General features: G+C 64.6%; 23 protein-coding genes and 2 pseudogenes. 13 read left to right on the top strand and 12 right to left on the bottom strand.

Annotated features, from left to right (window positions below; genetic code table 11):
• The first annotated feature begins 212 nt into the window (after positions 1-212).
• Positions 213-1,190, top strand: a complete 978-nt coding sequence (locus ACUYM2_RS04350) for an aldo/keto reductase (RefSeq protein WP_481598960.1) — start codon at positions 213-215, stop codon at positions 1,188-1,190.
• A 66-nt stretch (positions 1,191-1,256) separates the two neighbouring features.
• Positions 1,257-2,092: pseudogene (locus ACUYM2_RS04345) on the top strand (aldo/keto reductase).
• A gap of 150 nt (positions 2,093-2,242) precedes the next feature.
• Here the strand turns inward: ACUYM2_RS04345 and ACUYM2_RS04340 are convergent.
• Together ACUYM2_RS04340 and ACUYM2_RS04335 are read right to left on the bottom strand one after the other, a co-directional pair.
• Entirely contained in the window at positions 2,243-3,097 is an 855-nt protein-coding gene (locus tag ACUYM2_RS04340) for a class II fructose-bisphosphate aldolase (protein ID WP_481598959.1), read from the bottom strand.
• 19 nt (positions 3,098-3,116) lie between these two features.
• The gene (locus tag ACUYM2_RS04335; protein ID WP_481598958.1) at positions 3,117-4,028 is read right to left on the bottom strand and encodes an NAD(P)-dependent oxidoreductase; all 912 of its coding nucleotides are present in this window, start codon (positions 4,026-4,028) and stop codon (positions 3,117-3,119) included.
• Positions 4,029-4,187: 159 nt separating this feature from the next.
• Here ACUYM2_RS04335 and ACUYM2_RS04330 point away from each other — a divergent pair, with 159 nt between their 5' ends.
• Positions 4,188-4,889, top strand: coding sequence for a FadR/GntR family transcriptional regulator (locus ACUYM2_RS04330; RefSeq protein WP_481598957.1), 702 nt, complete (start codon positions 4,188-4,190; stop codon positions 4,887-4,889).
• A 390-nt stretch (positions 4,890-5,279) separates the two neighbouring features.
• Here the strand turns inward: ACUYM2_RS04330 and ACUYM2_RS04325 are convergent, their stop codons facing one another.
• Positions 5,280-5,660, bottom strand: coding sequence for a VOC family protein (locus ACUYM2_RS04325; RefSeq protein ID WP_481601399.1), 381 nt, complete (start codon positions 5,658-5,660; stop codon positions 5,280-5,282).
• A 310-nt stretch (positions 5,661-5,970) separates the two neighbouring features.
• On the opposite strand from ACUYM2_RS04325, the gene ACUYM2_RS04320 reads away from it, so the two are divergent.
• From ACUYM2_RS04320 to ACUYM2_RS04310, 3 genes are all read left to right on the top strand, one after another.
• The gene (locus ACUYM2_RS04320) at positions 5,971-6,729 is read left to right on the top strand and encodes a DinB family protein (protein ID WP_481598956.1); all 759 of its coding nucleotides are present in this window, start codon (positions 5,971-5,973) and stop codon (positions 6,727-6,729) included.
• A 60-nt stretch (positions 6,730-6,789) separates the two neighbouring features.
• Positions 6,790-7,263: a hypothetical protein gene (locus ACUYM2_RS04315; RefSeq protein WP_481598955.1), complete on the top strand. Its 474-nt coding sequence runs from the start codon at positions 6,790-6,792 to the stop codon at positions 7,261-7,263.
• A gap of 147 nt (positions 7,264-7,410) precedes the next feature.
• The gene (locus ACUYM2_RS04310) at positions 7,411-8,484 is read left to right on the top strand and encodes a glycerophosphodiester phosphodiesterase family protein (protein ID WP_481598954.1); all 1,074 of its coding nucleotides are present in this window, start codon (positions 7,411-7,413) and stop codon (positions 8,482-8,484) included.
• 167 nt (positions 8,485-8,651) lie between these two features.
• Here ACUYM2_RS04310 and ACUYM2_RS04305 read toward each other — a convergent pair whose 3' ends face one another.
• A complete protein-coding gene (locus ACUYM2_RS04305; protein ID WP_481598953.1) occupies positions 8,652-9,071 on the bottom strand; it encodes an ester cyclase in 420 nt (139 codons plus the stop codon).
• 285 nt (positions 9,072-9,356) lie between these two features.
• Here ACUYM2_RS04305 and ACUYM2_RS04300 point away from each other — a divergent pair.
• A pseudogene (locus ACUYM2_RS04300) lies at positions 9,357-9,452 on the top strand (sigma-70 factor domain-containing protein); the annotation flags it as partial.
• A gap of 88 nt (positions 9,453-9,540) precedes the next feature.
• On the opposite strand, the gene nagB reads toward ACUYM2_RS04300, so the two are convergent.
• The 7 genes from nagB to ACUYM2_RS04265 form a co-directional block, all read right to left on the bottom strand.
• Positions 9,541-10,317, bottom strand: a complete 777-nt coding sequence (gene nagB, locus ACUYM2_RS04295; protein ID WP_481598952.1) for a glucosamine-6-phosphate deaminase — start codon at positions 10,315-10,317, stop codon at positions 9,541-9,543.
• Positions 10,318-10,354: 37 nt separating this feature from the next.
• Positions 10,355-11,542 (bottom strand): ROK family transcriptional regulator, encoded by a 1,188-nt coding sequence (locus ACUYM2_RS04290; RefSeq protein WP_481598951.1) that lies wholly within the window; start codon positions 11,540-11,542, stop codon positions 10,355-10,357.
• Positions 11,543-11,594: 52 nt separating this feature from the next.
• Positions 11,595-12,647, bottom strand: a complete 1,053-nt coding sequence (locus ACUYM2_RS04285) for an SIS domain-containing protein (RefSeq protein WP_481598950.1) — start codon at positions 12,645-12,647, stop codon at positions 11,595-11,597.
• Positions 12,648-12,652: 5 nt separating this feature from the next.
• Positions 12,653-13,501, bottom strand: coding sequence for a carbohydrate ABC transporter permease (locus ACUYM2_RS04280; protein ID WP_481598949.1), 849 nt, complete (start codon positions 13,499-13,501; stop codon positions 12,653-12,655).
• Positions 13,498-14,256 carry a carbohydrate ABC transporter permease gene (locus ACUYM2_RS04275; protein ID WP_481598948.1) on the bottom strand — a complete coding sequence of 253 codons (759 nt, stop codon included), beginning with the start codon at positions 14,254-14,256 and terminating at the stop codon, positions 13,498-13,500. Before ACUYM2_RS04275 ends, ACUYM2_RS04280 begins: the two co-directional genes overlap by 4 nt.
• Positions 14,257-14,452: 196 nt before the next feature.
• On the bottom strand, positions 14,453-15,748 hold the full coding sequence (locus tag ACUYM2_RS04270; protein ID WP_481598947.1) for an extracellular solute-binding protein: 1,296 nt from the start codon (positions 15,746-15,748) through the stop codon (positions 14,453-14,455).
• Positions 15,723-16,664: a BadF/BadG/BcrA/BcrD ATPase family protein gene (locus ACUYM2_RS04265; protein WP_481598946.1), complete on the bottom strand. Its 942-nt coding sequence runs from the start codon at positions 16,662-16,664 to the stop codon at positions 15,723-15,725. Before ACUYM2_RS04265 ends, ACUYM2_RS04270 begins: the two co-directional genes overlap by 26 nt.
• 435 nt (positions 16,665-17,099) lie before the next feature.
• Between ACUYM2_RS04265 and ACUYM2_RS04260 the strand changes: the two genes are divergently transcribed.
• The 6 genes from ACUYM2_RS04260 (at position 17,100) to ACUYM2_RS04235 (ending at position 23,196) form a co-directional block, all read left to right on the top strand.
• A complete protein-coding gene (locus tag ACUYM2_RS04260; RefSeq protein WP_481598945.1) occupies positions 17,100-17,612 on the top strand; it encodes an SRPBCC family protein in 513 nt (170 codons plus the stop codon).
• A 164-nt stretch (positions 17,613-17,776) separates the two neighbouring features.
• Positions 17,777-19,558, top strand: a complete 1,782-nt coding sequence (locus ACUYM2_RS04255) for a hypothetical protein (protein WP_481598944.1) — start codon at positions 17,777-17,779, stop codon at positions 19,556-19,558.
• Positions 19,559-19,773: 215 nt separating this feature from the next.
• Positions 19,774-20,358, top strand: coding sequence for a histidine phosphatase family protein (locus ACUYM2_RS04250; RefSeq protein ID WP_481598943.1), 585 nt, complete (start codon positions 19,774-19,776; stop codon positions 20,356-20,358).
• Positions 20,359-20,513: 155 nt separating this feature from the next.
• Positions 20,514-21,617, top strand: coding sequence for an oxidoreductase (locus ACUYM2_RS04245; protein ID WP_481598942.1), 1,104 nt, complete (start codon positions 20,514-20,516; stop codon positions 21,615-21,617).
• 117 nt (positions 21,618-21,734) lie between these two features.
• Positions 21,735-22,316 carry a histidine phosphatase family protein gene (locus ACUYM2_RS04240; protein WP_481598941.1) on the top strand — a complete coding sequence of 194 codons (582 nt, stop codon included), beginning with the start codon at positions 21,735-21,737 and terminating at the stop codon, positions 22,314-22,316.
• A gap of 148 nt (positions 22,317-22,464) precedes the next feature.
• The gene (locus tag ACUYM2_RS04235) at positions 22,465-23,196 is read left to right on the top strand and encodes a YoaK family protein (protein WP_481598940.1); all 732 of its coding nucleotides are present in this window, start codon (positions 22,465-22,467) and stop codon (positions 23,194-23,196) included.
• A gap of 57 nt (positions 23,197-23,253) precedes the next feature.
• Here ACUYM2_RS04235 and ACUYM2_RS04230 read toward each other — a convergent pair whose 3' ends face one another.
• On the bottom strand, positions 23,254-25,146 hold the full coding sequence (locus ACUYM2_RS04230) for an FAD-binding monooxygenase (RefSeq protein ID WP_481598939.1): 1,893 nt from the start codon (positions 25,144-25,146) through the stop codon (positions 23,254-23,256).
• Between the last annotated feature and the right edge of the window lie 20 nt (positions 25,147-25,166).

Genomic DNA, 25,166 nt, shown 5'->3' with positions numbered 1-25,166 from the left:
CTCTTCGCACTTCTCGGTCTCGGTTTTGGGAAACCGTGCTGTCACCGGCCGACACGCCGCCGGAACGATTCCTTCCACGACGACACCCGCAGGCAGCATAACGACAGCGCCCATACCCTGCGCGAAACACGCTACATCGTATTGCGCGTTTCGCGCAATACTGGCAGGATGATAGTCCGATCAGAGGACGCCCTGCTAAAGGAAGAGTCGCAATGCACGGAACGCGTATTGAGGGCCTTGGTCTACCCATCTCGCAAATGGTTCTCGGCACCATGGCTTTTGGAGACACCGTCGACGCGCACGAGGCTGCTTCGATGGTGGATGCTGCGCTGGATGCGGGGGTGACCGTCATTGACACGGCCAACGGCTATGCGGGCGGAGCGAGCGAAGAGATACTCGCGTCCCTCCTGCCAAAGCGCCGGAACTCCTTTCTGCTCGCGTCCAAGGCAGGCATCCCGCATGCTGACGCGGGCGGTTATCCGCCGCTCTCGGCTGCCGGCCTGTCGCGGTCCGTGCAAGGCAGTCTTCGCCGGATGGGCGTGGACCGCATTGACGTGTTCTACCTGCACCAGCCGGACCGTGCCACGCCCCTGGAGGAGACAATGGGTGCCATCGCGGAGTTGGTGCAGCAGGGCACGATCGGCGCCCTGGGCGTCTCAAATTTCGCAGCATGGCAGATCAGCGAACTGAACCACGTAGCGGACGCCATCGGCACACCGCGTCCCGTTGTAGCTCAGCAGCTCTTCAACCTGGTGGCCAGACGAGTCGAAGAAGAGTACGTCGAGTTCGCTGCGACAACCGGCCTGCTGACCATGGTCTACAACCCGCTGGGCGGCGGCTTGCTCACGGGAAAGCACCGTTTCACGGAGATGCCCGCTGAAGGGCGGTTCGGCAGTTCAAAACTGGCCGACATGTACAAGAAGAGGTACTGGGACCAACGGCTTTTCGCCGCAATCGATTTGCTCAAGGAAATCTCCAACAGTCACGGCATCACGCTCGTCGAACTCTCGCTGCGTTGGCTGCTAAGCCAGCGGGCTGTGGGCGCCATCCTGCTGGGCGCTTCCCGCGTCGAACAACTGCAATTCAACCTCCGGGTTGCGCAAGAGGGCCCGCTTCCTGCCGAAATTGTGGCTGCCTGCGATGACGTCGGAAAGATGCTGCGCGGCCCCATGTCTAGCTACAACCGGTAGAACCTTTCCCTCAGGGAGCCCTGACGGTCCTGACGAAGAACACCGACCCAACCGAAAAGAGAACCAGTGTCCACCGTTCCATCGATTGTCCTTAACAACGCCGTAAAGGTTCCGCAGCTCGGCTTCGGTGTCTACCAGATCGAACCGGACGAAGTTCGAGGTGCCACTGAACTGGCTCTGGATGCCGGCTACCGCCATATCGACACCGCAGCGGCCTACGCCAACGAAGCGGGCGTCGGCCAGGCAGTCCGGGAGAGCGGAATCCCCCGAAGCGAGATCTTCATCACGACCAAGCTACGCAACGCCGATCAGGGCTATGAAGCGCCCTGGCCGCTTTCGAGAACAGCCGTGGGGAGTTGGGAGTCGACGTCGTCGACCTGTATCTAATCCACTGGCCCAACCCGCGCCAGAATCGCTTCGTCGACAGCTGGAAGGCACTCGAGAAGCTCTACGCGGAGGGTGCCGTTCGGGCCATTGGCGTGTCCAACTTCCTGGAACCGCACCTCGACCGCATCCTGGCCGAGGGCGAAATCGTCCCGGCCGTAAACCAGATCGAGCTCCACCCGAGCTTCCAGCAGGCGGACCTGACCCGCTACTCGGCCGAATGCGGTATTGCCGTTGAGGCCTACAGCCCTCTCGGCCAAGGAGAGGATCTGAACAGTGCCGTCGTACGGAGGCTCGCCGAAACGCATGGAGTCACGCCCGCCCAGATCATCCTGCGGTGGCATCTGCAGCTTGGACACATCGTGATTCCCAAGTCGGTCGCTGCTGAACGCATACAGGAAAACATCGACGTCTTCGATTTCTCCCTGAGTGAGCAGGAGGTTGCCTCGATCTCGGGGCTCGAGTCCGGTCTGCGCACCAGCGGGGATCCCGCAACCTTCGATTTTCCGCAGATTTGAGGACTTTTGGCGCCGGGATATCACGGGCGGAGTAAACGGACTTAGGCGTGCCTGGCGCTCCGTATTCTGAAGACCGACGCGCCTGCGATCGTAGCTTCCTGCCCATTGCGTTCGCCTCGTCAGGTAGTCATCGCCGAAAATGAGCGATGACTACCTGATGCCCACGCGTCCCGACAGCGTATCCAGGGACGCCCCGGTGAAGTCCCGCACTGTCGCCTGCCATAGTCCCAACAAACCGAGTAGATTCTCGCCGTCGCTGCGGTGGGTCAAGATTTGCTCCTCCAGAACAGATAAAACGCCGGTGCGGAGCTCAGTATTAAAGTTGACCTTCCCCACCCCCATTTTGGGAGTCCCGGCCAGGTCTTCTGCAGGCACCCCGGATGCTCCGTGAAGAACCAAAGGAGTGTTGGTCCTGGTTGCGATGGCCTGCAGGAGACCCCAGCGGAGCTCGGGCGTGCCCACATATTTCCCGTGCACGTTACCGACGGCAACGGCGAGCAACTGAGCACCACTGCGGGTCACAAAGTCAGCCACCTTGCCGGGATCGGTTAGTCCGGCGGCTTTCGTGGCGAAAGCTCTGTCCTCATCCCCGGCCAGGCCGCCAAGCTCAGCCTCCAGCACAATGCTGGAATCGCCGATAGCATCCCGTGTGGACCGGACCAGTTGGATGTTCGCTTCATATTCCAAGGCCGACCCGTCCACCAAAACCGCGTCCGCGCCAGCCGCCACGGCAGCCCTAATACTGTCGACGTTGCTTGCATGGTCAAGCTGCACGCAGACCGGAACCGCGGCAGAGTCGGCGAGGCCACGCAGGGCTCGGACCAGCCGAAGCCCGGATCTCGATGCTGCGGTCTTGGGAGCAACGAGCAAAATGACCCCTGCGCCGGCAGCTTCGGCGGCCTCCACGATGGCCAGTGCCGTGGTGAAGTCGTAGCAAGTGAAAGCCGGCACGGCTGCTCCGCGGGCCAGTGAAGAAGTGACTAGAACGTCGAGTTGAGTGCGCATCGGTTCTCCCTTTTGTTGGTCAGGAATGCTTGGCTGGTGCTACGACCCTGATGACTGCGGAATCATCCGCAGTCCCGAGGCCCTGAGCCTGACCCAGCAGGTAGAGCTGCTCGGCAGCAGCAGCCACTGGTGACGGCAGTCCGGCGGTACGCGTCGCCCGGCCCACAATTCCCATGTCCTTGACGAAGATGTCCAGACGGCTCAACACTTCGGCGCCGTCACCGTCATAGGCCTGAATCATTCGCGGACCCCGGTTGGACAACATGAAGGACCCTGCCGCCCCCGCCTGAAGTGCCCCGAGCGTCTTGTCCAGATCAAGGCCGAGAGCATCTGCCAGCGCCAGAGCCTCGGCCGCCGCTGCAATGTGCACCCCGCAGAGCAGTTGGTTTACAGTCTTCAGGGCCTGGCCGTCCCCGGGCCTATCTCCGACCACCGTGATAGTGGACCCGAGCAGTTCCAAGACAGGGCGGACCTGCTGCAATGGCTTCGGCTCTGCGCCCACAACGATCAGCAGATCTCCTGCAGCCGCGCGCAGAGGGCCTCCGGACAGCGGGGCATCCACCAGTGCGATGCCGTACCTGGCCAGCCCGTCCACCGCGGCGGGGATGGAATCCGTGCCGACGGTGCTGGTCAGGATCACGACGGAGTCAGGGGTGAGGGTCTCGGCGACCCCTCTCGGGCCAAAAAGTACGTTGTTGAGTTGGTCACCGTTACGCACGGCGACCAGAACCACGCTCGCTCCGGCCGCTGTTTTACGGGCGGAATCAAAGGTTTCTATACCGGCGTCGTTGCCCAGCCTCCGGCGGTCTTCATTAATATCGAAGCCGCGAACAGCTAACTGACCGGCTAGGCGGGCTGCCATCGGCAGGCCCATGGCGCCGAGCCCCAGCACTGCGATAGTTGAAACGCCGGTTTGGTTTGTAGGTGCCATGGTTTGCCTTCCAGAGTAATTTCTTCGGTCGACGGATGCTTCTTTCCCGGCCGGTTGTCTCCTAGATCATACATCTGACATCGTATATATGGCCGGGGAAGAAGGTCCGCTCCCCAGCCGTCACCGTATGATGAACAGACAACAGTCAGGAAGGTCAACGTGGCACGTCAGTCCCTGGTCGGCATGGTCTACGATGACCTGTTAAACCGAATTCTGTCCGGCGAGTTCCCCCCGGGATCAACCCTCCCCGGAGAGTTGGAGCTCACGACGCAACAAGAAGTCAGCCGGTTGACCATCCGCGAAGCGGTCAAGACCCTGGAAGCGCAGGGTGTGGTGCGCATTGAGCGTGGCCGCGGAACGTTTGTGAATCCGCTAAACCGCTGGACGACAATGGAGGCTGTGTTACGCGCAGTTTCCGAGGGCGAAAATGATGCTTTGGCCTCCATCCAATTGATCGAACTGCGGCGGATGCTCGAAACGGGAGCGGCCGAACTTGCCGCCGAGCGCATGTCTGCTGAGGATCTCGAGAGCATCCGCAGGCACCTTGCTGCGATGCGTTCAGCCCATCAAGCCAATGACGTAGCCCGCTTCGTTGAAGCGGATCTTGCGTTCCACGACGTGATCCATCATGCCTCCGGAAATGTTTTTCTGGCGGTCCTCTTCAAGCCCCTGTCCGTTGTGCTTGCTGCCCGGCGCGCAGAGACGTCCAAAGTGGTGCAGATTCAAGCCAACGCGATTGAGGAACATGGCCACATCGTGGAGGCCTTCGAATCCGGAGATCCCGAACGGGCACGCCAGGCGATGGACAGCCACATGACGCAGACCATGAATGACCTAAAGACATATGTCCTGCACGTCTGACCCTTCCCCGCCCCGCTTACCGCCCGGCGCTTCGCATCGGATACGCCGCTAGTTCCGCACGTGGCGGGTGGATCGGGGAACCTGCTGATCTGCGCGCGCAACGGACACTTCCTGGTCCCCTTAGCGATGGACTCCGAGCCCTTGCCACGGCCAGCCCTGACCTTCCTGCTCAGTGCCGCGCCCTTGGAAGTGGGCGGCTGGCTCCGGCCGAACGACCCTTCCGGGCCAGCCAGGCTAGGGCCGCAAGCTCGATCGGGACGGCGACGGCGTCGGGGGCGCGTAGAAACGGCGTTTAGACGAAGGTGGAGCCGTCCCTCCGAACGCCTGTGCCGCTGGCACCCCGGACCGTTCTCAGCCCTGAGAACGACCAAAGAGGTGTCAGCCTCCGGCCTACGAGCGCTGGGCGATGTTGAGGATGTTGCCCTCGCTGTCCAGGAACCAGGCAGCCTTCCCCCAGGACGCCGTGGCCACGCCGTTCTCCGTCTTCAGGCCGGGAAAGTCGTACTCTTCAAAGACGACGCCGCGGCCCCGCAGCTCCTCCATCTCGCGTTCCAGGTTGTCCGTTTCCCAGCCCATCTGGGTGTTCTTGGCCGTCCCCGCATTGTCCGTCTGGTACACGAGGAAGCGGGTTCCCTGGCCGCAGCTGTACATCACGCTGCCCTCCTCCATGGACTCTGAGGGTTCGATGCCCAGCTTGTCCCGGTAGAACTCCTTCGCCCTGTTGATGTCCTTCGCGGGGAGGACAGCCATGATGTTTGAATCCTTGAACATGATGATTCCCTTCAGTGCGTCGATGACCGCAGTGATGGCGTTGCTCCCCCCGGTTTCGGTCCCCGGAATCGTGGTCCGGAGCCGTGACCGCCCCTCGCGCCGAGCCGGGGCAGCCACCTGGGACTCTTCAACGCCGCGCCTCCATCGCCGGCGCAAGGGGTCCCCGAAGCTTATGTGGTCATTATGGACCGATCCGGCCCTGCGGAAAATGGGTGCCGGGTGTCCGGTTTCAGGCTCAGAGGACCGCCGGCTGCAGCCATGTACCGCCTAAGTGCTGCGCGGCCGACGCAGCCGTGGCAGAGTAGCCGGCATGGCAGCTTTCACCCAGTCCGATGACCTCCGGGGCGCACACTTCACCGACGTGAACCTGCGCGGCGCCCGGTTCGTCCGGTCCGACCTCTCCGGCGCGGTGATGCGCGCCGTCGACGCGGCCGGGGCGGACATCGACGCTCCGTGGCTGCTCGCAGCCGGGAACACCCTGCACATTAACGGCGTCGACGTCGTCCCCTTCGTCGAGGCGGAACTCAACCGCCGCTTCCCCGGCCGCGCCGAGAGGCGCGCCAAGGACCCGGACGGGCTCCGACAAGCCTGGGCCATCGTGGAGCGGACCTGGCAGGCGACGCTCCAGCGGGTTGCTTCGATGCCGCCCGGCACCGTCGATACCTCAGTCGACGGCGAGTGGTCCTTCGCCCAGACCCTGCGCCACCTGGTCATGGCCACGGACACGTGGCTGGGCCGGGGAATCCTCGAGCTGGAACAGCCGTACCACCCCATCGGTCAGCCCAACGCCGAGTATGAGACCGACGGGTACGATCCGGCCGTCTTCTCAAACGTCTCGCCGTCGTATGCCGAGGTGCTTGCGGTCCGGGCCGAGAAGGCAGCCATGGTGCGGGACTACCTCGCCACACTCACCGCGGCAGACCTGACCGCGGGCCGCCGCAATCCCTGGGCCCCGGACCAACCGGTGACCGTCCGCTCCTGCCTGCACACCATCCTCAACGAGGAATGGGAGCACCACCGCTACGCCGTCCGGGACCTGGACGCGATCGAGGCAGGGACCGCCACCTAAAAACCCCCTCCTGGCTGACGCGAACGCACACTCTCCACCGGCACGTGGAAGTATTCACTTATGACTATCGACAATGATCCCGCCAACCTTCCGGCGCTCGCCGCCTCGCCCGGCACCGACGCCTCGACCGACGTCGGCCGCGGCTGGGATCACATCGGGGCCATCATTGTTGACGCCACGTTGCAGCGGCGGCAGAACTACCACGAGACCGTCAAACCACGGGTCGACGCCCTCATTGCGGCCTGGCCGGACGCCGCCACGACCAGCGGATTCCGCCAGCGCCTCGATACCGGGAAGCTCTCCGACGTTATCGACTGGCCCTCTCCGGGGCGTCTCGCCCAGATGGAGGAAATCACGGGCGTGTTCGAGCGCCAGGGCATCGACACCGTGATGGAACTCCGGGACGCCCTGGGTGACCCGGCCAGGAGAACCGTACTCCGTGAGGCCCTCGCGGCGGTGCGGCACGTCAGCCCCAAAACGCTGGATTACATCGACACCCTGAGTGGAACCGACACGGGAGCCTCCGGCATCTAGCCACCCGAGAAACCGGGCCATCGGCAGCCGGCGCGCACAATTCACCCAGAGTCCAGCTTCCGGAACACGGCGGTCCACCTGCGTTCCCTAGCGTGGACGGGTCTTCGGCTCAACGCCGGTATCCGTACCCCGGAAGGAACCATCACCATGCGCACAGTCCTGACTGCCGCGGCCGCCGCCGCGCTCATCGCGTCGCTGGCCAGCCCCGCCGTCGCCGCCGCTCCCAACGACGACGCCGGCTCCGCGCCGTCGTCGAACGCTGCGGGAACCGCCACCTCTGAAGTCAGGACCAACGAGCGCAACGGCTCCTTCGACCTCCAGGCGCACCGCGGAGGCCGCGGCGAGTGGACCGAAGAATCCCTGGCCGCCTTCGCCAACGCACTGAAGCTGGGCGTAAGCACCCTGGAACTGGACACCCACCTGACCACCGACGGCAAGATCATCGTCTGGCACGACGACACCATCCAGGCCGACAAGTGCCAGGACACCGCGCCTGCCGCGCCGGGCGATCCCGCCTTCCCGTATGTCGGGGACCGGGTGGCGGACCTGTCGCTCGCGCAGATCAAGACGCTGGACTGCGGTTTCACCCAGCTGAAAGGCTTCCCCGAGCAGGACGTGATCGAGGGGAACCGGATCGCCGAGCTCACGGACGTCTTCAAGCTGGGGCACGACGCCGAGGCCAACAAGGTCCGCTTCAACATCGAGACCAAGGTCGAGGACGGCAAGGCCGGCGGCCCGGGCATGGTGGCCCTGTCCAAGGCCGTGGTCGCCGAGATCCAGGCCTCCGGCATGGCGGAGCGCTCCACGGTGCAGTCGTTCGACTGGTCCTCGCTGAACCTCACTAAACAGCTCGCCCCGGAGCTGCCGCTCGTCGCCCTCTCCAGCGGAGACGCGTGGCTCGAGGTCGGCCAGCCCGGCGCCAGCCCCAACCTCGGCGGCATCGACATCGACAGCTACGGCGGATCCCTCGCCAAGGCCGCGGCCGCCCAAGGCTACGACGCCATCTCCCCTACCTTCCGCTCCGTCACGCCGGGAATGATCGCCGACGCCCACAACCTCGGCCTGCCGGTGATCCCCTGGACCGTCAACACCAGCGCGGACATGAACCGGCTGATGGACCTCGGCGTGGACGGCCTCATCAGCGACTACCCCACCCGGCTGCGCACCGTGATGGACGAGCGCGGCCTGAAACTCCCGAAGGCGTACGCGCCCAGGGCCTGAGCTACCGCTGACACGATAGGCTGTCCACGATTCCCGAGGGGAACGTGGGCAGCCTTTTCTGTTTCGACGGTTCTGATCCCGACGGTTCTGATCCCAACGGTTCTGATCCCGACGGCGGCCGGTCCGGTCGCCGTCGTGGTTGGTGCCGCCGTGGGTGGTGGCGCCGCTCAGCCAACGGCCACCGCGCCGATCTGCTGCATGAGGGCCAGGTTGTCGGTGGTGCCCCAGTGCTCGGCCACCTTGCCGTCCTCCACCCGGATGATGTCCGTGCAGTCGAACTCGACGCTCTTGCCCGTGGCCGGGATGCCGGCCATCTCGCCACGGTGGGTCCCGGTCAGGATCACGTGGCATGCTTCCATGTTGCCGGCGGTCATTGAGGGCTCAATCGCCTTGACCTTGATGTCCGGGAAAGCGGACCGCATGGTGTTCACGAAGAATTTCACGCCGTCCTTGCCGGCCGGCTGCCCGGGAAGGCCTTCCTCGTGATCGACGTAACTGTCCGTCGCCAGCTCATCAATGAGGGCAAGATTTCCGCTCTCCACGACGTCCTTGTAAAACCGCTCTATCAGTCCAATACCCTCCGACATTTCCTGCTCCTTGTAGGCGAGAGACCGAATTGGATCCCCCAGGCATGTGGCCCGGCGCGGCCCGCTCAGCCGACGCAGCCGAGGTTCCGTTCCGGGAGCGCCCGGGCACACGGCACCGGGAAAACCTGCGCCCAAAGTAGTGGAGAAGGGGCGAATCGCCTCGTTAAAGCTGAAGTTAATCCGGGGCTTCGAAGGTGTCAAGACGCACTCGCTTGGGGCCCGTTCAATGTCACACCGGCCCCCTAGTCTGCCGTTAGCAGCTTGATCCGTCCGGCAGTGGATGACATGGCTGAACTGGTTAACGACGACGGCGTCGCGGGCTACCTGCGCCGGCTGAGCCGCTACTGCCTGCTCACCGCCGAGCAGGAGGTGGACCTGGCGCAGGGCAACACGGTCGATTTCACACATTCGGTCCGAGGGCTCTACACCCCGTCAAGCTCCGCCAACACCTGGCGCAGCGCCGCCCCGCTCACAACAGTTGATCGTGCAGCTCCTGCGCCTCACGGTAGTAGTCGGCCAACGCCAGGTCCGCCGCTGCCGCCGGATCCAGCACCACCGTGGCATGGGGATGCAGTTGGAGGGCCGATGCTGGACAGAGAGCACTGATGGGACCTTCAACCATGGCCCGGACGGCCGCCGCCTTGTTGCTTCCAAGGGCCACGAGCACCACTTGCCGCGCCTCCCCTATGGTTCCCAGGCCCTGTGTCAGGCACAAACGGGGTACGTCTTCTGCCTCGTCCTCGAAGAAACGCGCGTTGTCGGCCCGTGTCCGGCTTGCCAGCATTTTGACCCGAGTCCGGGATTGAAGTGATGACGTCGGCTCGTTGAACCCGATATGCCCATTCGTGCCGATACCGAGTACCTGTACGTCTACTCCGCCCGCGGCACTGATGGCCTGGTCATACCGGACGGCTTCGTCGTTCAAATCAGCGGCATCGCCCTGAGGTGTGTAGAGCCGCTCCAGCGGCATATCGACGTGATCCACAAATTCTCTCCGGATTGTGGAGTAGTAGGACTGGACATGGGCGGGCGGCAACCCTGCGTATTCGTCGAGCGTAAATGCGCTGACGCGGCTAAAACTCAAGCCTTCTTCGCGGTGCCGACGAATCAGCTCCTGGTAGGTGAGGGCTGGAGAGCCGCCTGTGGCCAGTCCCAACACGGTTGGCCCTTGCCGGAGCCGGGCCTCGATGATGTCCGCGGCGCGTCGGCCTACATCATAGGTTGATTTGCACAGAATGATTTGCACAGTATTGCGCCTCGCTAAAATTGTGGTTCCGGGCGGATTACCCGCCGTGGTGTGCCAAGTAGGTCAAACCGCTCACGGAGTTCATGGCCAGTTCAGCGGCGCCCATGATCACGGCGTCGGCGCCCAAGGCGGGCGGCACCAGATGGGGCACCTCGAGGATTCTCCCCTCCAGGCGCTCCCGTATGCCCGGAATGATCAGGTCTGAGTTAGTGGCAAGGCCACTGCCAACCACGATCACTTCGGGGTCGAGGATGATCGCCATGGCTGCAATCGCCATGGAGATCATGTCCAGGATCCCGTCCGCCAATTCGCTCGCCGCAGGTTCGGACCCTTGGGCCGCAAGCAGCAGGATGTCATGGGCCGTAAGGAGTGTGCCGGCAGGAACGTTGATGCCCTTTTTCCTGGCCTCGCGGGTCAGCGCCTGGGAGCCCACTCTGTCTTCCAGGTCGCCAAGCTCACCGAACGAACGCCGGAGCGAGGACCGTTCCATCAGCATGTAGCCGACTTCACCGGCGGCGGACCGCGCACCGCGGTGCAGTACGCCGTCGGTCACAATACCGGCACCCAGGCCGTTGCCCAGCAGCAGTGCCACCAAGTTGGAAGTGTGCTGCCCCGCACCGCGTTGGAGTTCGCCGAAGGCCATCGCGTTTGCATCGTTTTCCAGGAAGACTGGAACGTTTGTCCGCTCCCGCAGGATCTTTCCCAACGGCAGCTTGGACCACCCTAGTTCGGGGATGCTGTTAACGATGCCGTCAGGCCCGCTCACCACGCCGGGGACTGAGACACCGACGCCGAGGCATGGCCTGCCTTGTGCCTCGGCGGCAGCGAGCAGGGCATCGAGCAGTCCGAGCGTCACGGTCAGGCGCGCTCCCCCGGCGCCCCCTTCCGCGCTGGCACCCCCCACTTCCTCACTTCCAAACTCCGCTTGGTGCCGTTCCACCACTTCGCCGTCGAAGTCCACCAGGATTCCGGTCGCTTTATCGGCGGCCAGCTGGATTGCCGCCACGAGCCTGGCCCGTCCCGTGTAGCGGATGATGAGGGGAGGGCGGCCGCCAGTCGATTCCTTCTGGCCCTCGACTTCGACCAGGCGCTCCTTGATAAGGTTCCCGGTCAACCGGTTGACTGTTGCCGGGCTTAGCCCCGTAAGCTCACCTATCCCGGCGCGCGAGAGCGGACCATGGGCTTTGAGGGTCTCAATGATGGCCGTGCGGTTGACTTTGGACACCGTACTTGTGGTTGCGGTGCTCCCGTTGGCTTTCGACACTTTCCGATCTGTCCTAAGCGGTGCGGTTGACGGGTTGCAGCTTCGTATCGTCCTGGTGGTACCGGAAGCCTTGGATGGCCAGGCCAGCGTTTTCCGCGACGGCACCTACAATAAGGTGCACGATAACTGCTTCGACAATAGCGCGGGCGAAGTCCGTTGCTTCAGCCGGAATCTCGACGACCATCAGGTTGGGGTGTTGAGGCCGGGCGATGGCCTCCCCTGGCGCCGCCGTAATCAATACGACCTTGACGCCGGCGTCGAGGACGGAGTCTGCCAGGGAAAGTTCCCGTCCGTCACCGAAGATCACCAGCCCGGAAGAGGGTCCCAAGGGTTCCATAGGGCCGTGCAGGTACTGGTAGGTATCGAAAGCTGCCGTTGGTAGTTGAAGGGCTTCGCGGAACATCAGGGCCCCTTCCCCCGCTGATGCCAAGGAGTACCCGCGGCCCACAAAATCCACCGTCAGTGCCTCGCGCAGATGTTCGGCGGCCTTCGGCCCGGCACCGGAGTAGTTAGCGAGGACCGCGGACACCAGCGCCGGAATGCGTTCGCTGTCGAAGAATCCCGGCTGGCCTTCGTCGCCAGCTGTAAGGGCGCGCAGCAGTCGGGAATAGGCCAGCAGCGTAGCCGTGTACCCGATGGTGTAGACAGCCGAATCATCGAATCCACCAAGGGGAAGGACATGGTCCACCACTGCGGAAAGCGGCGCATCGGGAACATTCGTGATGCCAATCCGGCGGCCGGGGGCCAGTTTTTCCGCCGCGCTGATCGGTTCAGGACTCAGTCCCGATTCGGAGACCACCACGTAGTGGTCGGCAGGCTCAAACCCTTCACGCATAAGCGCCAGGTCCGATGCCGTGATGTTTACTCCGCGGAGGCCTGCTTGGCCGAGTGCGGTCAAGAGCGCTTGGCCTGAATGAGTGGAAGCCCCCATGGCGACGACGCCCACAGTTTCACCGGGCAGCCAGCGCTGCTCGAGGCCGGCCAGGACTTCCAGTTGGCCGGAGAGTGAACGCCGAAGGTTTTCAGGCTGCGAAGACACAGCATCCGCGTACGAAATCTTTCTCAACTGTATTAACCTTTCACTGCGCCGGCGGCCATGCCGCTGACGATGTATCGCTGGAAAATGACGGCAATGATGACGGGCGGCAGGGCGGCGAGTATGCCTCCGGCTGCTACCAGTCCGAAGTCCGTGGTGTACCGGCCCGCAAACTCGGAAATGGCGACTGTCAGGGTCTTGGACGCATCCGACGACGTGAAGATCAGCGCATACATAAACTCGTCCCAGGCCAGCAGGAAAGAGAACATCAGTGCGGCGAAGATACCGGGCTTCGCGCTTGGCAGCACCACCCGGAAGAGGGCCCCCATGCGGCCGCACCCGTCAATCAGGGCAGCTTCTTCCAGCTCTTCGGGGATCGTGACGAAGTAGTTGCTCAGGATCCACAGCGTGAACGGGATGACAAGCGAACAGTCAACGATGATCAGTCCGAGTTTCGTGTCAAGCAGCTGCAGGGAGCTCAGTGCCAGGTACAGCGGGATCAGCAACGCGATCTGCGGCAGCATATAGGTTGCCAGGAAGATCATCAGCACGGTTCCGCGGAAACGGAACCGCAACCGGGCGAATGCATAGGCGCCGAGGATGGACACGACCATGGAGATGGCGACGGTTCCACTGGCAACGATCACCGTGTTGGCGAAGGCGCTCCGAAATGCGGAGCCGACGCTGTTTGCCCCGCCGGTGAATATTTCCTGGTAGCGGTCCAGATAGAGCGTGGATGGTATCCATTGCAGCGGGCGCGAAATGAGGTTGCTCTGGGGTGAAATGCTGGCGATCACCATGAGCGCGAAGGGCGCGATGATGGCGAGCCCCACCACGATGGCAGCCAGGTGGATCAGGACGGAGTTGCGGCGCCCGTTTCTCATACCAGGCTCATTCCGGACCGCCGCAGAACGCGGAGATAAATAGTGGACAAGATGAGGATCACCATCACAATGAGGTAGGACAGCGCGGACCCGACGCCGTAATTTTGGTCGGAGAAGGCGGTGACATAGGTGTAGTAGGCAATGGTCTGGGTACCGTTTGCCGGCCCGCCCCGCGTCATGCCGTAGATGATGTCGAAGACTTTGAAGGCTTCTACTGTCCTCAGGACGACGACGATGGAGATTGAAGGCACCAGCAGGGGAAGAACGATGGACCGGAACATCCGCGGCCAGCCGGCCCGGTCCAGGCGTGCAGCCTCGTAAAGCTCCTTGGGAATGGACGTCAGGCCTGCCAGCAGGAAGAAAGCCACCAGAGGCGTCGTCTTCCACACATCGGCAACGATGACCATGTTCAATGAGGTAAACGGATCCCCCAACCAGGCCTGGTAGTGGTCAATCAGGCCCAGCTGAAGGAGAACCGCGTTGAAGGCCCCGTACTCTGCGTTGAAGATGCCTTTCCACATGGCGGCGTTCACAATCGTGGGAACTGCCCACGGGACAACGACAACAGCACGGAAGAGCCAGCGGAACTTCATCGGCGCATTGAGCAGCGCAGCGAGCCCAAGGCCTAGGACCAACTCCAGCGCCGTCGATGTCAGCGTGAAGTACAGGGTGCGCCCCATCGAAGCCCAGAAGCCCGGGCTTGCCAGTGCCGAGGCGTAGTTCCCAAAACCCACGAAGGGGGTGTCAACTGCCAAGACCGAGTCCACCTGGAAAAACGAGATCAGCAGGGTGCGGAGGATCGGGTAGACAATTACCCCGAAAACCGCGACGGCAGCCGGCAGGAGAAGCCAAAAGGCCAGTTTTCCGTGATTCTCAAGTCGCCTCCGCCTCCTGCCTACTGGCGGAGCGGTGACGGCGGGCACGGGTGTTTTCGTGACAGTTGACACCGCTTTATTCCTTGTTTGCAGCGGCTACGGCGTCGTCCATTGCCTGCTGGGCAGATTTTTTGCCGAGCAGGGCGTTCTGGAGTTCGACCTGGAGCGCCTGCGAAGCACGGTTGTAGTCCTTCATGGCAGGGCGGGAGATGAGGTTATCGAACTGCGCGCCGGCGGCCTTGAATACCTCAGGGTTCGTCTTGGTGACCTCGGGCTTGTCGTAGCTCGATTTCCAGCTCGGCATGGAGCTGGCAGCATACTTTTCCTGGTTTTCCTGGCTGCTCATGAATTCGATGAACTTCCAGGCCGCGTCCTGGTTCTTTGAGTGCGAGCCAATTGACAGTGCCATGGATCCGTTGACGCCGGGACGGTCGCCCGAGGGGCCAGCCGGAGTCTGCATGACGCCGATCTTGCCCACCACCTTGGAGATGCTCGGGTCATCGAGGTCCCGAAGGGTCGATTCCCAGTTCAGGGCAAAGGCAGTCTGCCCCTGTGCAAGGGACTTGGTGACGTCGTCCTCCAGGAACGTCGTTGAGGACGGGTTGCTCAATCCGCCGTGGATGCTGTCCATCATCCACTGCAGCGCTGCAACGCCTTCGGGGCTGTTGACGGCTAGCTTGCCGTCGTCGGCGGTGAAACGGCCTCCGAAAGCGCCCAGCAGCTGGGCGTAGTCACAGACCAGCGCTTCAGCCTGGGACCAGCTCCAGGACAACGGGAATTCGACCTTGCCCTTGGCCTTGATCTTCTCGGCAACCTTGAGGACTCCGTCCCAGGTCTGCAAGTCCTTCTCGCTGGCTCCGACGCTCGCTACGAGGTCCTTGTTGTAGTAGAAGAGCTTGGTGGAGGGGAACAGGGGAACACCGTAGTACTTGTCCTCGTACTTCGCCGTGTCGAGGGCGCCGCCCAAAACGTCCGTCTTCCAGCTCCCAGGGATGCGGCCGGTGAGGTCTGCCGCGATTCCCTTGGAGGCGAACTCGGCAGGCCAGATGACGTCTGTGAGGAATACATCATAGGTGCCTGCCGGGGCGGCCGTGACGATCTTGTCGTGGAGTGCTTCGTAGGACACGAACGTGGGCTCCACATCGATGTCCGGGTTCTTCTTTTCGAATTCGCCGACCATTTTGGCGACGTCGTCCTCGGAGTAGCCGGCCTGCTTCATGAACAGGGCATGTACAGTTCCGGTGCCCTTGCCGGTGGCTCCACCGGACGGTCCGGCGCCGGTCACGCTGCATCCCGAGAGCGCCAGCGCCCCCGCGAGCAGGCCGGCCCCGATGGCCAGCGGTTTCCTAACCAATAGGCTGGTGATGTTCATTGCTCTCCTTCATTCTTATTGTTGACGTCTCTGTCAGGTGTTTGGCACGCTCTAGGGCACCCCAAACAGGAGGAATAGTCAGTAGTTCTACGTTGAGTTCGGGGTGGTCTGCCGTCACGTGGCGTTGAAACGCTTGGAGCAGGAGCGGCTGGTTCACAGCAACGCCCCCGGCCAAGACCACAGTGTTCCCTTGGGCGCCCCGCCTCCGGACCCGCGCCACGTCGGCGGCCAATGCCACGGCTGCGGCATCGACGATGGCCATTGCCAGGGGCGAGCCTTCCTTGGCACATTCGAAGATGAGTGGCGCCATGCTCCCCCACCGGGTGATCCGCAGGTCGCTGGCGAAAAAGTAGGAAAGCTCCGTCTCATCGGCGGCCTGGCAGTGGGCCAGGAGCCGTTCTGCCAGAATGTCCCTCTCCATGCCCTCGTCACGGGCCTGCAGGAGGGCGCGGACCGCCTCACGGGCGAGCCCGGGAGCACTTCCCGGGTCGCCGAGAAGCCAGCCATGCCCGCCCGCGGTGACCTTTCCGCCGTCGGCCGTTGTCCCCACCACGATGGATCCCGTCCCGACTATCACGGCCAGGACCGGGTTCTGCGTGCCGGCGGCGGGGCCAAGCAGTTCTGCATCGTTGACCACGTCCACCGGGCCGGGGTGCACCAGTTCCAGCTGGGCGCGGAAAGCCTCGCACTGGGCAGCCGTGTCGCACCCGTGCGCCCCCACTGCCAGCGGAACTCCGGAACGGGCACCAATGTGCCTGGCGTAAAGGGCAACAAGGCGTTCCGCATTGGCACTGTCCCCCAGAAGATAGCTGCGCTGCCACTCGGCAGTGGGCACCACGATGTGCACGTCCTCGATACCCGGCGCTGCCACAAGGATGTGGGTCTTGGTGCCGCCAATGTCGATTCCTACGAGCACTTGCTTGCCGGTCCTTACAGTCGAGAGATACTTTTTTATCTGATCGATAAGAAGTAGAGCTAAGCTAACTGGCAAGGGGATTCGGTGTCAATAGCCCCCGCGCAAGAAGCGCCGGTCATCTTGGAACGGACAACCGCTGCGGCCATCAGAAGCCTGTAGCAACGGCTGAGTGCGAGCCCACTGACCGCCCGTCAGACCAGATGTACGAGACACCCATCCAGCAACCCGAACAACCGGCTCCGATTTTAGCCTGACGGCTGGCTCGGAGAATCGAATGCGTGTCTCGTTTCCAGGTTTTGCTGATGGTCAATGGGCCCGCGTTGATCCATTGTTGCCCCGCTCCTATGGCCAGCGCGGCCGTCCATTCCGGAACCACCGGCATGTCGTTGAAGGCATCCGCTTCCGCCAGCGCGCTCGGGGTGCCAGAGTTGAAGGATGGACGAGGAAGGCAGGTACGGCGAAGCCAGGCCTGAAGCAACCGGGAGTGGAGAAACCGGCAGTTCGCAGCGCGGCGGGCTGGTCCTGAACCTGGAGTTCACGCTCGACGCCGGCCCGGCGGAAGTCTTCGGGATGCTCACCGAACCGGCCGAACTGGTGAGGTGGTGGGGCCCGCACGGCTTCACCATCCCCGTGGCGGATCTGAACCTGACCGTCGGCGGCCGGTACCGGTTCCGCATGACACCACCGGACGGCGAACCGTTCCACCTCTCGGGCGAGTTCCTAGAGATCGACCCTCCGTGGCGCCTGGTCTACACCTTCAGCTGGGACGAACCGGCGCCGGACGACCGGGAAACCGTCGTCGACCTCTCCATCTTGAGCGCCGGCAACGGCACTCGCCTCGTCCTTTCGCAGGGACCGTTCCTGACGGAGGAACGAGTGGCCCTGCACCGCAACGGATGGAGCGAGTCGTTCGAGAAATTGCAGGCGGTCTTGGCTAGCCGCAGCTGAGTTGTCTGGGGAGGGGATATGCCTCTCCCCTCCTGAAGTTCTCAGTGCTCAGACGCGCTGGCGGGTAGACCCCGACAGTTGAAGCTTCATGTGTAAGATTCACATACCTGCCGTTCTTGCAGGATCACGAAGCCCGGCAAGGGCGACTCAATTGGGGGAAAGCCATGCTTGTCTTCAACCGTGCCCGGACTTTGGTGATGGTGATGGCCCTTGTAGCCATGTTCGTATCCATGGGCACCATCTTCGCCGCCCCGGCCCGCGCGTCCGACATGTCAGGGCCAGCGCTCGTTAGTCAGTCCGTCACTTGGACAAACCTCAATCTGTACAACGGCCCGGCCACGATTACCACCACCATCCGCTTGGTCGATGCGACGGGCGTCGAAGCCCCGGTCATGACTTCCAGCTGGGTCAACCCCGACCCGTGGGCCTGGGGCGGTGGCCAAAGCCAGGGCTTTGGCCGCATGACTCTGGTGTCCGGAACCATGCAGGACGGCATTTGGAAACACACCATAACGATTCCGCAGGGCGCCGCGACAGGACAGTGGGACGTGACGCTGTACCCGCTGAGTGACACCTGGGGGAACAACTCCACCTTTTTCAAGACGCTGGCCACCGTCACGGTGACCGATGAAGCTCCTGCGATCTTAGTGACACCAGCTGCAGTGACCTTCACCGACAAGGACGGCATCACCGGCGACACTTTCACAGTCCCCGCCACGACCGGAGTCCAGTACCTGATCCAGGGTCAAGAACTTTCCGCTGGCACGCACGCTGGCTCAGGCGCCGTCACCGTTACCGCGAAGGCGGCCCCCGGCTATGCGCTGACTCCCACTGCCATCTCCTCGTGGACGACGACGTTCAGGGGTCTTCTGATTGCATCCGCTCCTACGATTTCCGGCACCGGACGGGTCGGCTCCGTGCTCACGGCCAACGCCGGCAGCTGGAGTCCTTCCGCGATCGCATTGGGATACCAGTGGTGCCGCTCAGGAGTCGCAATCGCCGCTGCAAACGCGCCGACGTACGCCTTGACCGCCGCCGACGTCGGATGGACCATCACCGTGAACGTCACCGGCGCCAAGGCCGGCTATTTGACAGTCATAGTGAAATCGACACCCACCGCGGCTATTACCAAGGGCCTTTTGACGGGTCCGGCACCAACAATTGCTGGTACGCCTCAGGTCGGTAAGCCACTCACCGCGAATGCCGGTATTTGGGGACCTTCACCGGTTTCGCTCAGGTACCAGTGGTTCCGCTCCGGCGTGCCCATCACAGGCGCAACTGCCGCGATGTACACACCCAGCGCCTCCGACCTCGCGGTGACCCTCAGCGTCAAGGTAACCGGGTCCAAGCCCGGCTACAGCACCCTCGCCAAAAGGTCCGCCCCCACGGCGGCGATCGCCAAGGGTGCGCTGACGCGATCCACTCCCACGGTCACGGGAACCCCCAGGGTCGGAACCACCCTCACTGCCGCCCCCGGCGCGTGGGGACCCACTCCAGTTACGCTTCGATACCAGTGGTACCGCTCCGGTGTGATGATCACTGGAGCCGGCTCCTCCACATACATTCCCGGGCCACAGGACCTGGGTGCGATCCTGACGGTAAAAGTCACCGGCTCCAAGGCGGGTTACACAAGCCTCTCCCGAATCTCCGCACCGACGGCTGCAGTCGGCAAGGGAACGCTGGTTAGGGCCATGCCCACCATCACCGGCACCGCAAAGGTGGCATTCAGTCTCACTGCTAAGCCCGGCACTTGGGGGCCAGCACCGGTCATGCTCCGCTACCAGTGGTACCGATCCGGCTTTGCCATCACCGGAGCCAACGCTGCGACGTACAAACTCACCGCAGCGGACGCCGCCAAGACGATGACCGTCAAGGTCACCGGGTCCAAAACCGGATTCACGACCGTCTCCAGAACCTCAGCGCCCACAGCAGCCGTGGCTAAATAGCAATCCGTCCCCACCACCAGAACTGCTCCGATAACGAGGAACCCCGCCAGCCAACCACGCTGGCGGGGTTACTCGTCTCCTGGGAAGCGGCCAAATACCGGGACGCCCCAGACAGCACCCGGGAGAGGGCAGCTGCACCTCCTGCTCGGGATCTCTTGGTGCGGGCACTCATTCTGCGGAACCGGCTCCACACCAGCTCAAGGCACAATGGAAACATGCCCCTGACAACTTTTGCGCTCATCCGCCACGGCCAGACCGACTGGAACGCGCAGCGCCGGCTGCAGGGATCCACCGACATCCCGCTGAACGACATCGGCCGCAGCCAAGCGCGGGACACCGCCGCCGCCCTGTCCGGCGACGCGTGGGACGCGATCGTCTCCTCGCCGCTGGGCCGTGCGGCTGAGACCGCCGAGCTGATCGCCGCCGGGCTGGGGCTCAGCGTGGACCGGCACGTTCCGGAGCTCACCGAACGCTCCTTCGGACCCGCCGAGGGGCTGCAGGACGGCCCGGAGCTGGACGCCCTGCGCATCCCCGGCGGTTTCCGCGGCGCCGAAAGCGAGGACGAAGCCGCTGACCGCGGGCTGGGCGCGCTGGAAGCGCTGGCGGCGGAGTTCCGCGGCGGCCGTGTCCTGGTGGTGGCGCACGGCTCGTTGCTCCGGGTGAGCCTCAGCCGTATGGCCGGCCGCCCGCTGCAGCGGGTCGACAACGCCGTGCTCAACCTGGCCCACCACCACGCCGTCGACGGCTGGCGGCTTGAATACTTCAACGGCGAACGCCTGACCGCCGACGCTCTCGCCTGACCGCCCCCGGGCCTACGGTTGTCCGGTCCTTCGGCCCACAGCCAGCGAGACGGCACGCGGGAAATATCCCCCGGCCATGTGTCGTTGACACTTACGGGAGCAGGTTCCGATGCGGAACCGGCTCCCCTGCATTAGACAACTTGAAGGAGCTATACATGCCCGATTACACCCCGCTTTGGTCCACTGTTCAGATCGGATCCACCACACTGGCCAATCGAGTCGCCTTGGCGCCCATGACGCGAGTCAGTGCAAGCGAGGACGGACATGCAACGGAGAGAATGGCCTCTTACTACGAGAGGTTTGCCCGGGGAGGCTTCGGCCTGCTGATCACCGAGGGCATTTATCCGGACACCAGCTACAGCCAGGGCTACCTGTTCCAGCCGGGCATCGCCACCAAGGAACAGGAGCAGTCCTGGGTCAAGGTGGTCGAACGCGTCCATGCCGCCGGGGCGCGGATTTTCGCCCAGCTCATGCATGCAGGGGCGCAGGCCCAGGGCAACCGATTCGTGGAGTCCTCGGTGGGTCCGTCGGCGATCGCCCCCAAGGGCGAACAGCTGGCTTTCTACCGTGGAGAAGGGCCCTTCCCGGTTCCTTCGGAAATCACCGCCGCCCAAATGGACGAGGTCCGGCAAGGGTTCGTCACCGCGGCGCTCCACGCCAAGGCCGCGGGATTCGACGGCGTCGAGATTCACGGCGCCAACGGCTACCTCCTCGACCAGTTCCTCACCGACTACCTGAACAAGAGGACCGACAACTATGGCGGCTCCCCCGAAAACAGGGTGCGTTTCGCCGCGGAAGTTTGCCAGGCAGTCCGCGAGGCCGTCGGCCCGGACATGACCGTGGGGATCCGTATCTCCCAGGGCAAGGTCAGCGACAACGACCACCGGTGGAGCGGAGGCGCGGAGGAAGCAAAGGTCATCTTTGCCGCCCTCGGGGCCACCGGCATCGACTTCATCCACACCACCGAATACAAGGCCGCCGCTCCGGCGTTCGAGGACGGCCCGGAGTCCCTGGCAACTCTGGCCAAGCGGCACTCCGGAGTAACCGTCATCGCCAACGGCAACCTCGACGACCCGGAAACGGCCGTGTCCCTGCTTCAGGAAGGCGCCGCCGACGTCGTCGCCTTGGGCAAGGCAGCCTTGGCCACCCGGGACTGGCCGCACCGCGTCCGGAACAACCAGGCGCTCGACGAGCTCGACGGCAGCCTGTTCGCTCCGGTCGCGGACGTTAAGGACTGGGAGCTGGAACTGCCCGCGTAACGGCGCAATGACAAAGGGCCAGGCCAGGCGGACACCGCCTGGCTTGGCCTTTTGTCAGCCCGGGGGGGTGAAGCGCCGGTTTCCGGGGTCGGCCCCCTCTCAGGGCAGAATGGAGGCATGACCCTCACAACCTTCGCGCTCATCCGCCATGGCCAGACCGACTGGAATGCGGAGCGCAGGCTCCAGGGATCCACCGACATTCCGCTGAACGACGTCGGCCGCGCGCAAGCCCGGGACGCCGTCGCCGCCCTGTCCGGCTACGACTGGGATGCCATCGTCTCCTCGCCGCTCAGCCGCGCCGCGGAAACGGCCGACCTGATCGCCGCCGGTCTGGGCCGCAGCGTGGCCCGCCGCGTGCCGCAACTCGTCGAGCGCTCCTACGGCCCGGCGGAGGGCATGCAGGACGGCCCCGAGCTCGACGCCCTGCGCATCCCCGGCGGATTCCGCGGGGCAGAGGGCGAAGACGACGCCGCGGACCGCGGCCTGGCCGGGCTGGAAGCGCTGGCGGAGGAGTTCCGCGGCGGCCGGGTTCTCGTGGTGGCGCACGGTTCGTTGCTCCGGGTGAGCCTGAGCCGGGTAGCTGGCAGGCCGCTGCAGGCCGTCGACAACGCCGTCCTGAACCTCGCCCACCATCACCCGGTCCAGGGCTGGACGCTGGAGTACTACAACGGCGAACCGCTGGCCGCCGTCGTCGGCTAAGCCCGACATCCCGCGGTCCAGCTCAGCCGCGCTGCCCTGCGGCGTGAGTATTGTGGGTCCGGTACACCGCGACGCCGACTTCCTCCGCCTGGCCTGCCAGCTCAGAACGCCCGCGGCCCGGCCCGGCCCCAGCTACGAAAGATGACCCATGCTTAGACGATTGAAGTCCGCCGACCAGGCCCGGCTGCACCTGATCCTGATGCTCGTGCTGACTTTCTCCACCGGCGTCATCGACGCCGTGGGCTACCTCGGCCTGGACCGGGTCTTCACCGGCAACATGACCGGCAACGTCGTGATTCTGGGCATGGCACTCATCGGCGCGGACAACCTGCCGGTGGTGGGCCCCTTGATCGCGTTGGCCTGCTTTATGCTCGGCGCCGTCGTGGGCGGCCGCGCCCTCCGTCCCGAAGCCGCGGGCTGGAGCCGCCGGACCACGGGACTGCTCACCGCCGTCGGGGTCACCATGGCCGCGGTCGCCGTCGTCCTGTTCTTCCACGCCCCGCACGCGGGCGACCCCGTCACCCTGGCGATCACCGGCGCGCTCGCGGTCGCGATGGGAATACAGGCGGCCACCGCCCGGCACCTGGCCGTCAAGGACGTCACCACCGTGGTGGTCACCTCGACGCTGACCGGGCTGGCCGCGGATTCCCGGCTGGGCGGCGGCACCGGCACCCACACCGGCCGCCGGCTGGGCGCCGTCGTGCTGATCCTGTGCGGCGCCACCGTCGGCGCGGCCCTGCTGCACGTGCACCCGGGGTTCGGGGTGCTGCTGACCGCACTGCTCAGCCTCATCGTCGCGGTGGCCGGCGGGATCGCGCGGAACCGTTCTGACGCCACCGACGCCGCAGCGCCGGCGGCGTCAGTGTCAGCCAGCCGCTAGACCCGGCGCCGCCTTGGCCCGGGTTGGTCGGGTCCGGTTACGCCTGTCCAACCCCGTTTAGACCGACGAACGATCCCCCAGCAGCGGCGCGAAGAAGGCGGCTAGCTCCGCCGTCGCCGTCAGGGGCAGGACGGCGGCCACGTACTGGTCCGGCCGCACCACCACCACGACACCGCCGCGGTCCAGGCCGCGCGATTCGAAGATGTCCGCACGCGGATCCGCGGCGTAGACCTTCTCGAGGTAGTTCAGCTGGAACGGCCCCACCCGCGGCTTGAAGACCGCCGGCACGGCGCCGATGTCGACGCTCGTGTGCTCCTGCTGGTAGATGACCTTGACGTCGAACCACGCGTCCGGGTCGGCGCCGGCGGGGGTGGCGGCGAGCGGCGAATCCGGCGCCTCCGCCAGCCACGCGGCCAGGTCCGTGGTGGGCGACTCGGCACCGGGCACGGCCGGGTCCGCGAAGACGTAGATCCGCCACCGGCCGTCCGCCGTGGCCTGGTGGCCCAGATGCAGCGGGTTGGTGTCGCAGACCCGCACCACCGGCGCGGACTTGAACCGCTTGCCGACGGGGAAACCGGTGGCCAGCTCCTGGTGCGTGGCCTCGCCGATCAGCATCGACGGGGTGTACTGGGTCATGAAGCCGGCCGGGAACTCCGCGGTGCTGACGTAGAAGTCCTCCAGCTGGGAGGGGCTGTCGAACTCCTCCGGCTTCTTGGCCATCAGCGTCGACCATTCCTTGTCGAAGTCGATGAGGTTCTTCGCGACCACCTGCCGCTCGGCCGAGTAGGTGGCCAGCAGGCTCTCCGGGCTGCGGCCTTCCAGCACGTGCCCCAGCTTCCAGCCGATGTTGAAGCCGTCCTGCATGGAGACGTTCATGCCCTGGCCGGCCTTGGCGCTGTGGGTGTGGCAGGCGTCGCCGGTGATGAACACGCGCGGTGTGCGGGTGCCGAGCTGCTCCGGGGGGACGTCGTCGAACCGGTCGGTGAGGCGGTGGCCCACCTCGTACACGCTGTGCCATGCCACGTTGCGCACGTCGAGCGTGTAGGGGTGGATGATGGCGTTCGCCTTGGCGATGATCTGCTCGATGCTGGTGCTGCGCACCGCGCCGGCGTCGCCCTCCGGGACCACCCCTAGGTCCACGTACATCCGGAAGAGGTGGCCGCCCTCGCGCGGGATCAGCAGGATGCTGCCGCCGGCGCCGGAAGTGATGGCGCACTTGGTGCGGATGTCCGGGAAGTCGGTGTTGGCCAGCACGTCCATCACGCCCCAGGCGTGGTTGGCCTTGTCGCCGGCCATGGTGCAGCCGATCGCGTCCCGCACCTTGCTGCGTGCACCGTCAGCGCCCACCACGTACTTGGCCCGGACGATGCGTTCCGTGCCCGCATCCGGGCCGGAGGTGTGCGCGAGCGTCACGGTGACGGGGTACTCCCCCTCGCCGACCTCCAGCCCATGGAATTCGTAGCCGTAGTCCGGTTTCATCCGGCTGGGAGCGTTGGCCATGACCTCGGCGAAGTAGTCCAGGACGCGGGCCTGGTTCACGATCAGGTGCGGGAACTCGCTGATCCCGGCCGGGTCGTCGAGGGTGCGGGCGGCGCGGACAATGCGGGACGGGTCCGCGGGGTCCGGCTTCCAGAACGCCATTTCGGTGATCCGGTACGCCTCGGCGGTGATGCGCTCGGCGAAGCCGAAGGCCTGGAACGTCTCGACGCTCCGGGCCTGGATGCCGTCCGCCTGGCCGATGGCGAGCCGGCCCGGCCGGCGCTCCACGATCCGGGTCGTGATGTCGGGGAACTGCGAGAGCTGGGCGGCGGCGACCATGCCCGCGGGCCCGGTGCCGACAATCAGCACGTCGACGACGTCGGGAAGCTCTGCCGGGCGGTCGACGCCGACGCCGGCGGCGGGCTGGACCCGCGGGTCCCCGGATACATAGCCGTGGTGGTGGAAGTGCACGGGATTTCCTTACGTCGTTG

This window comes from Arthrobacter sp. SD1074B, from assembly GCF_056780195.1.
Note: the sequence above shows the minus strand (reverse complement) of the source record. Positions and strands in the feature narration are given on the sequence as shown.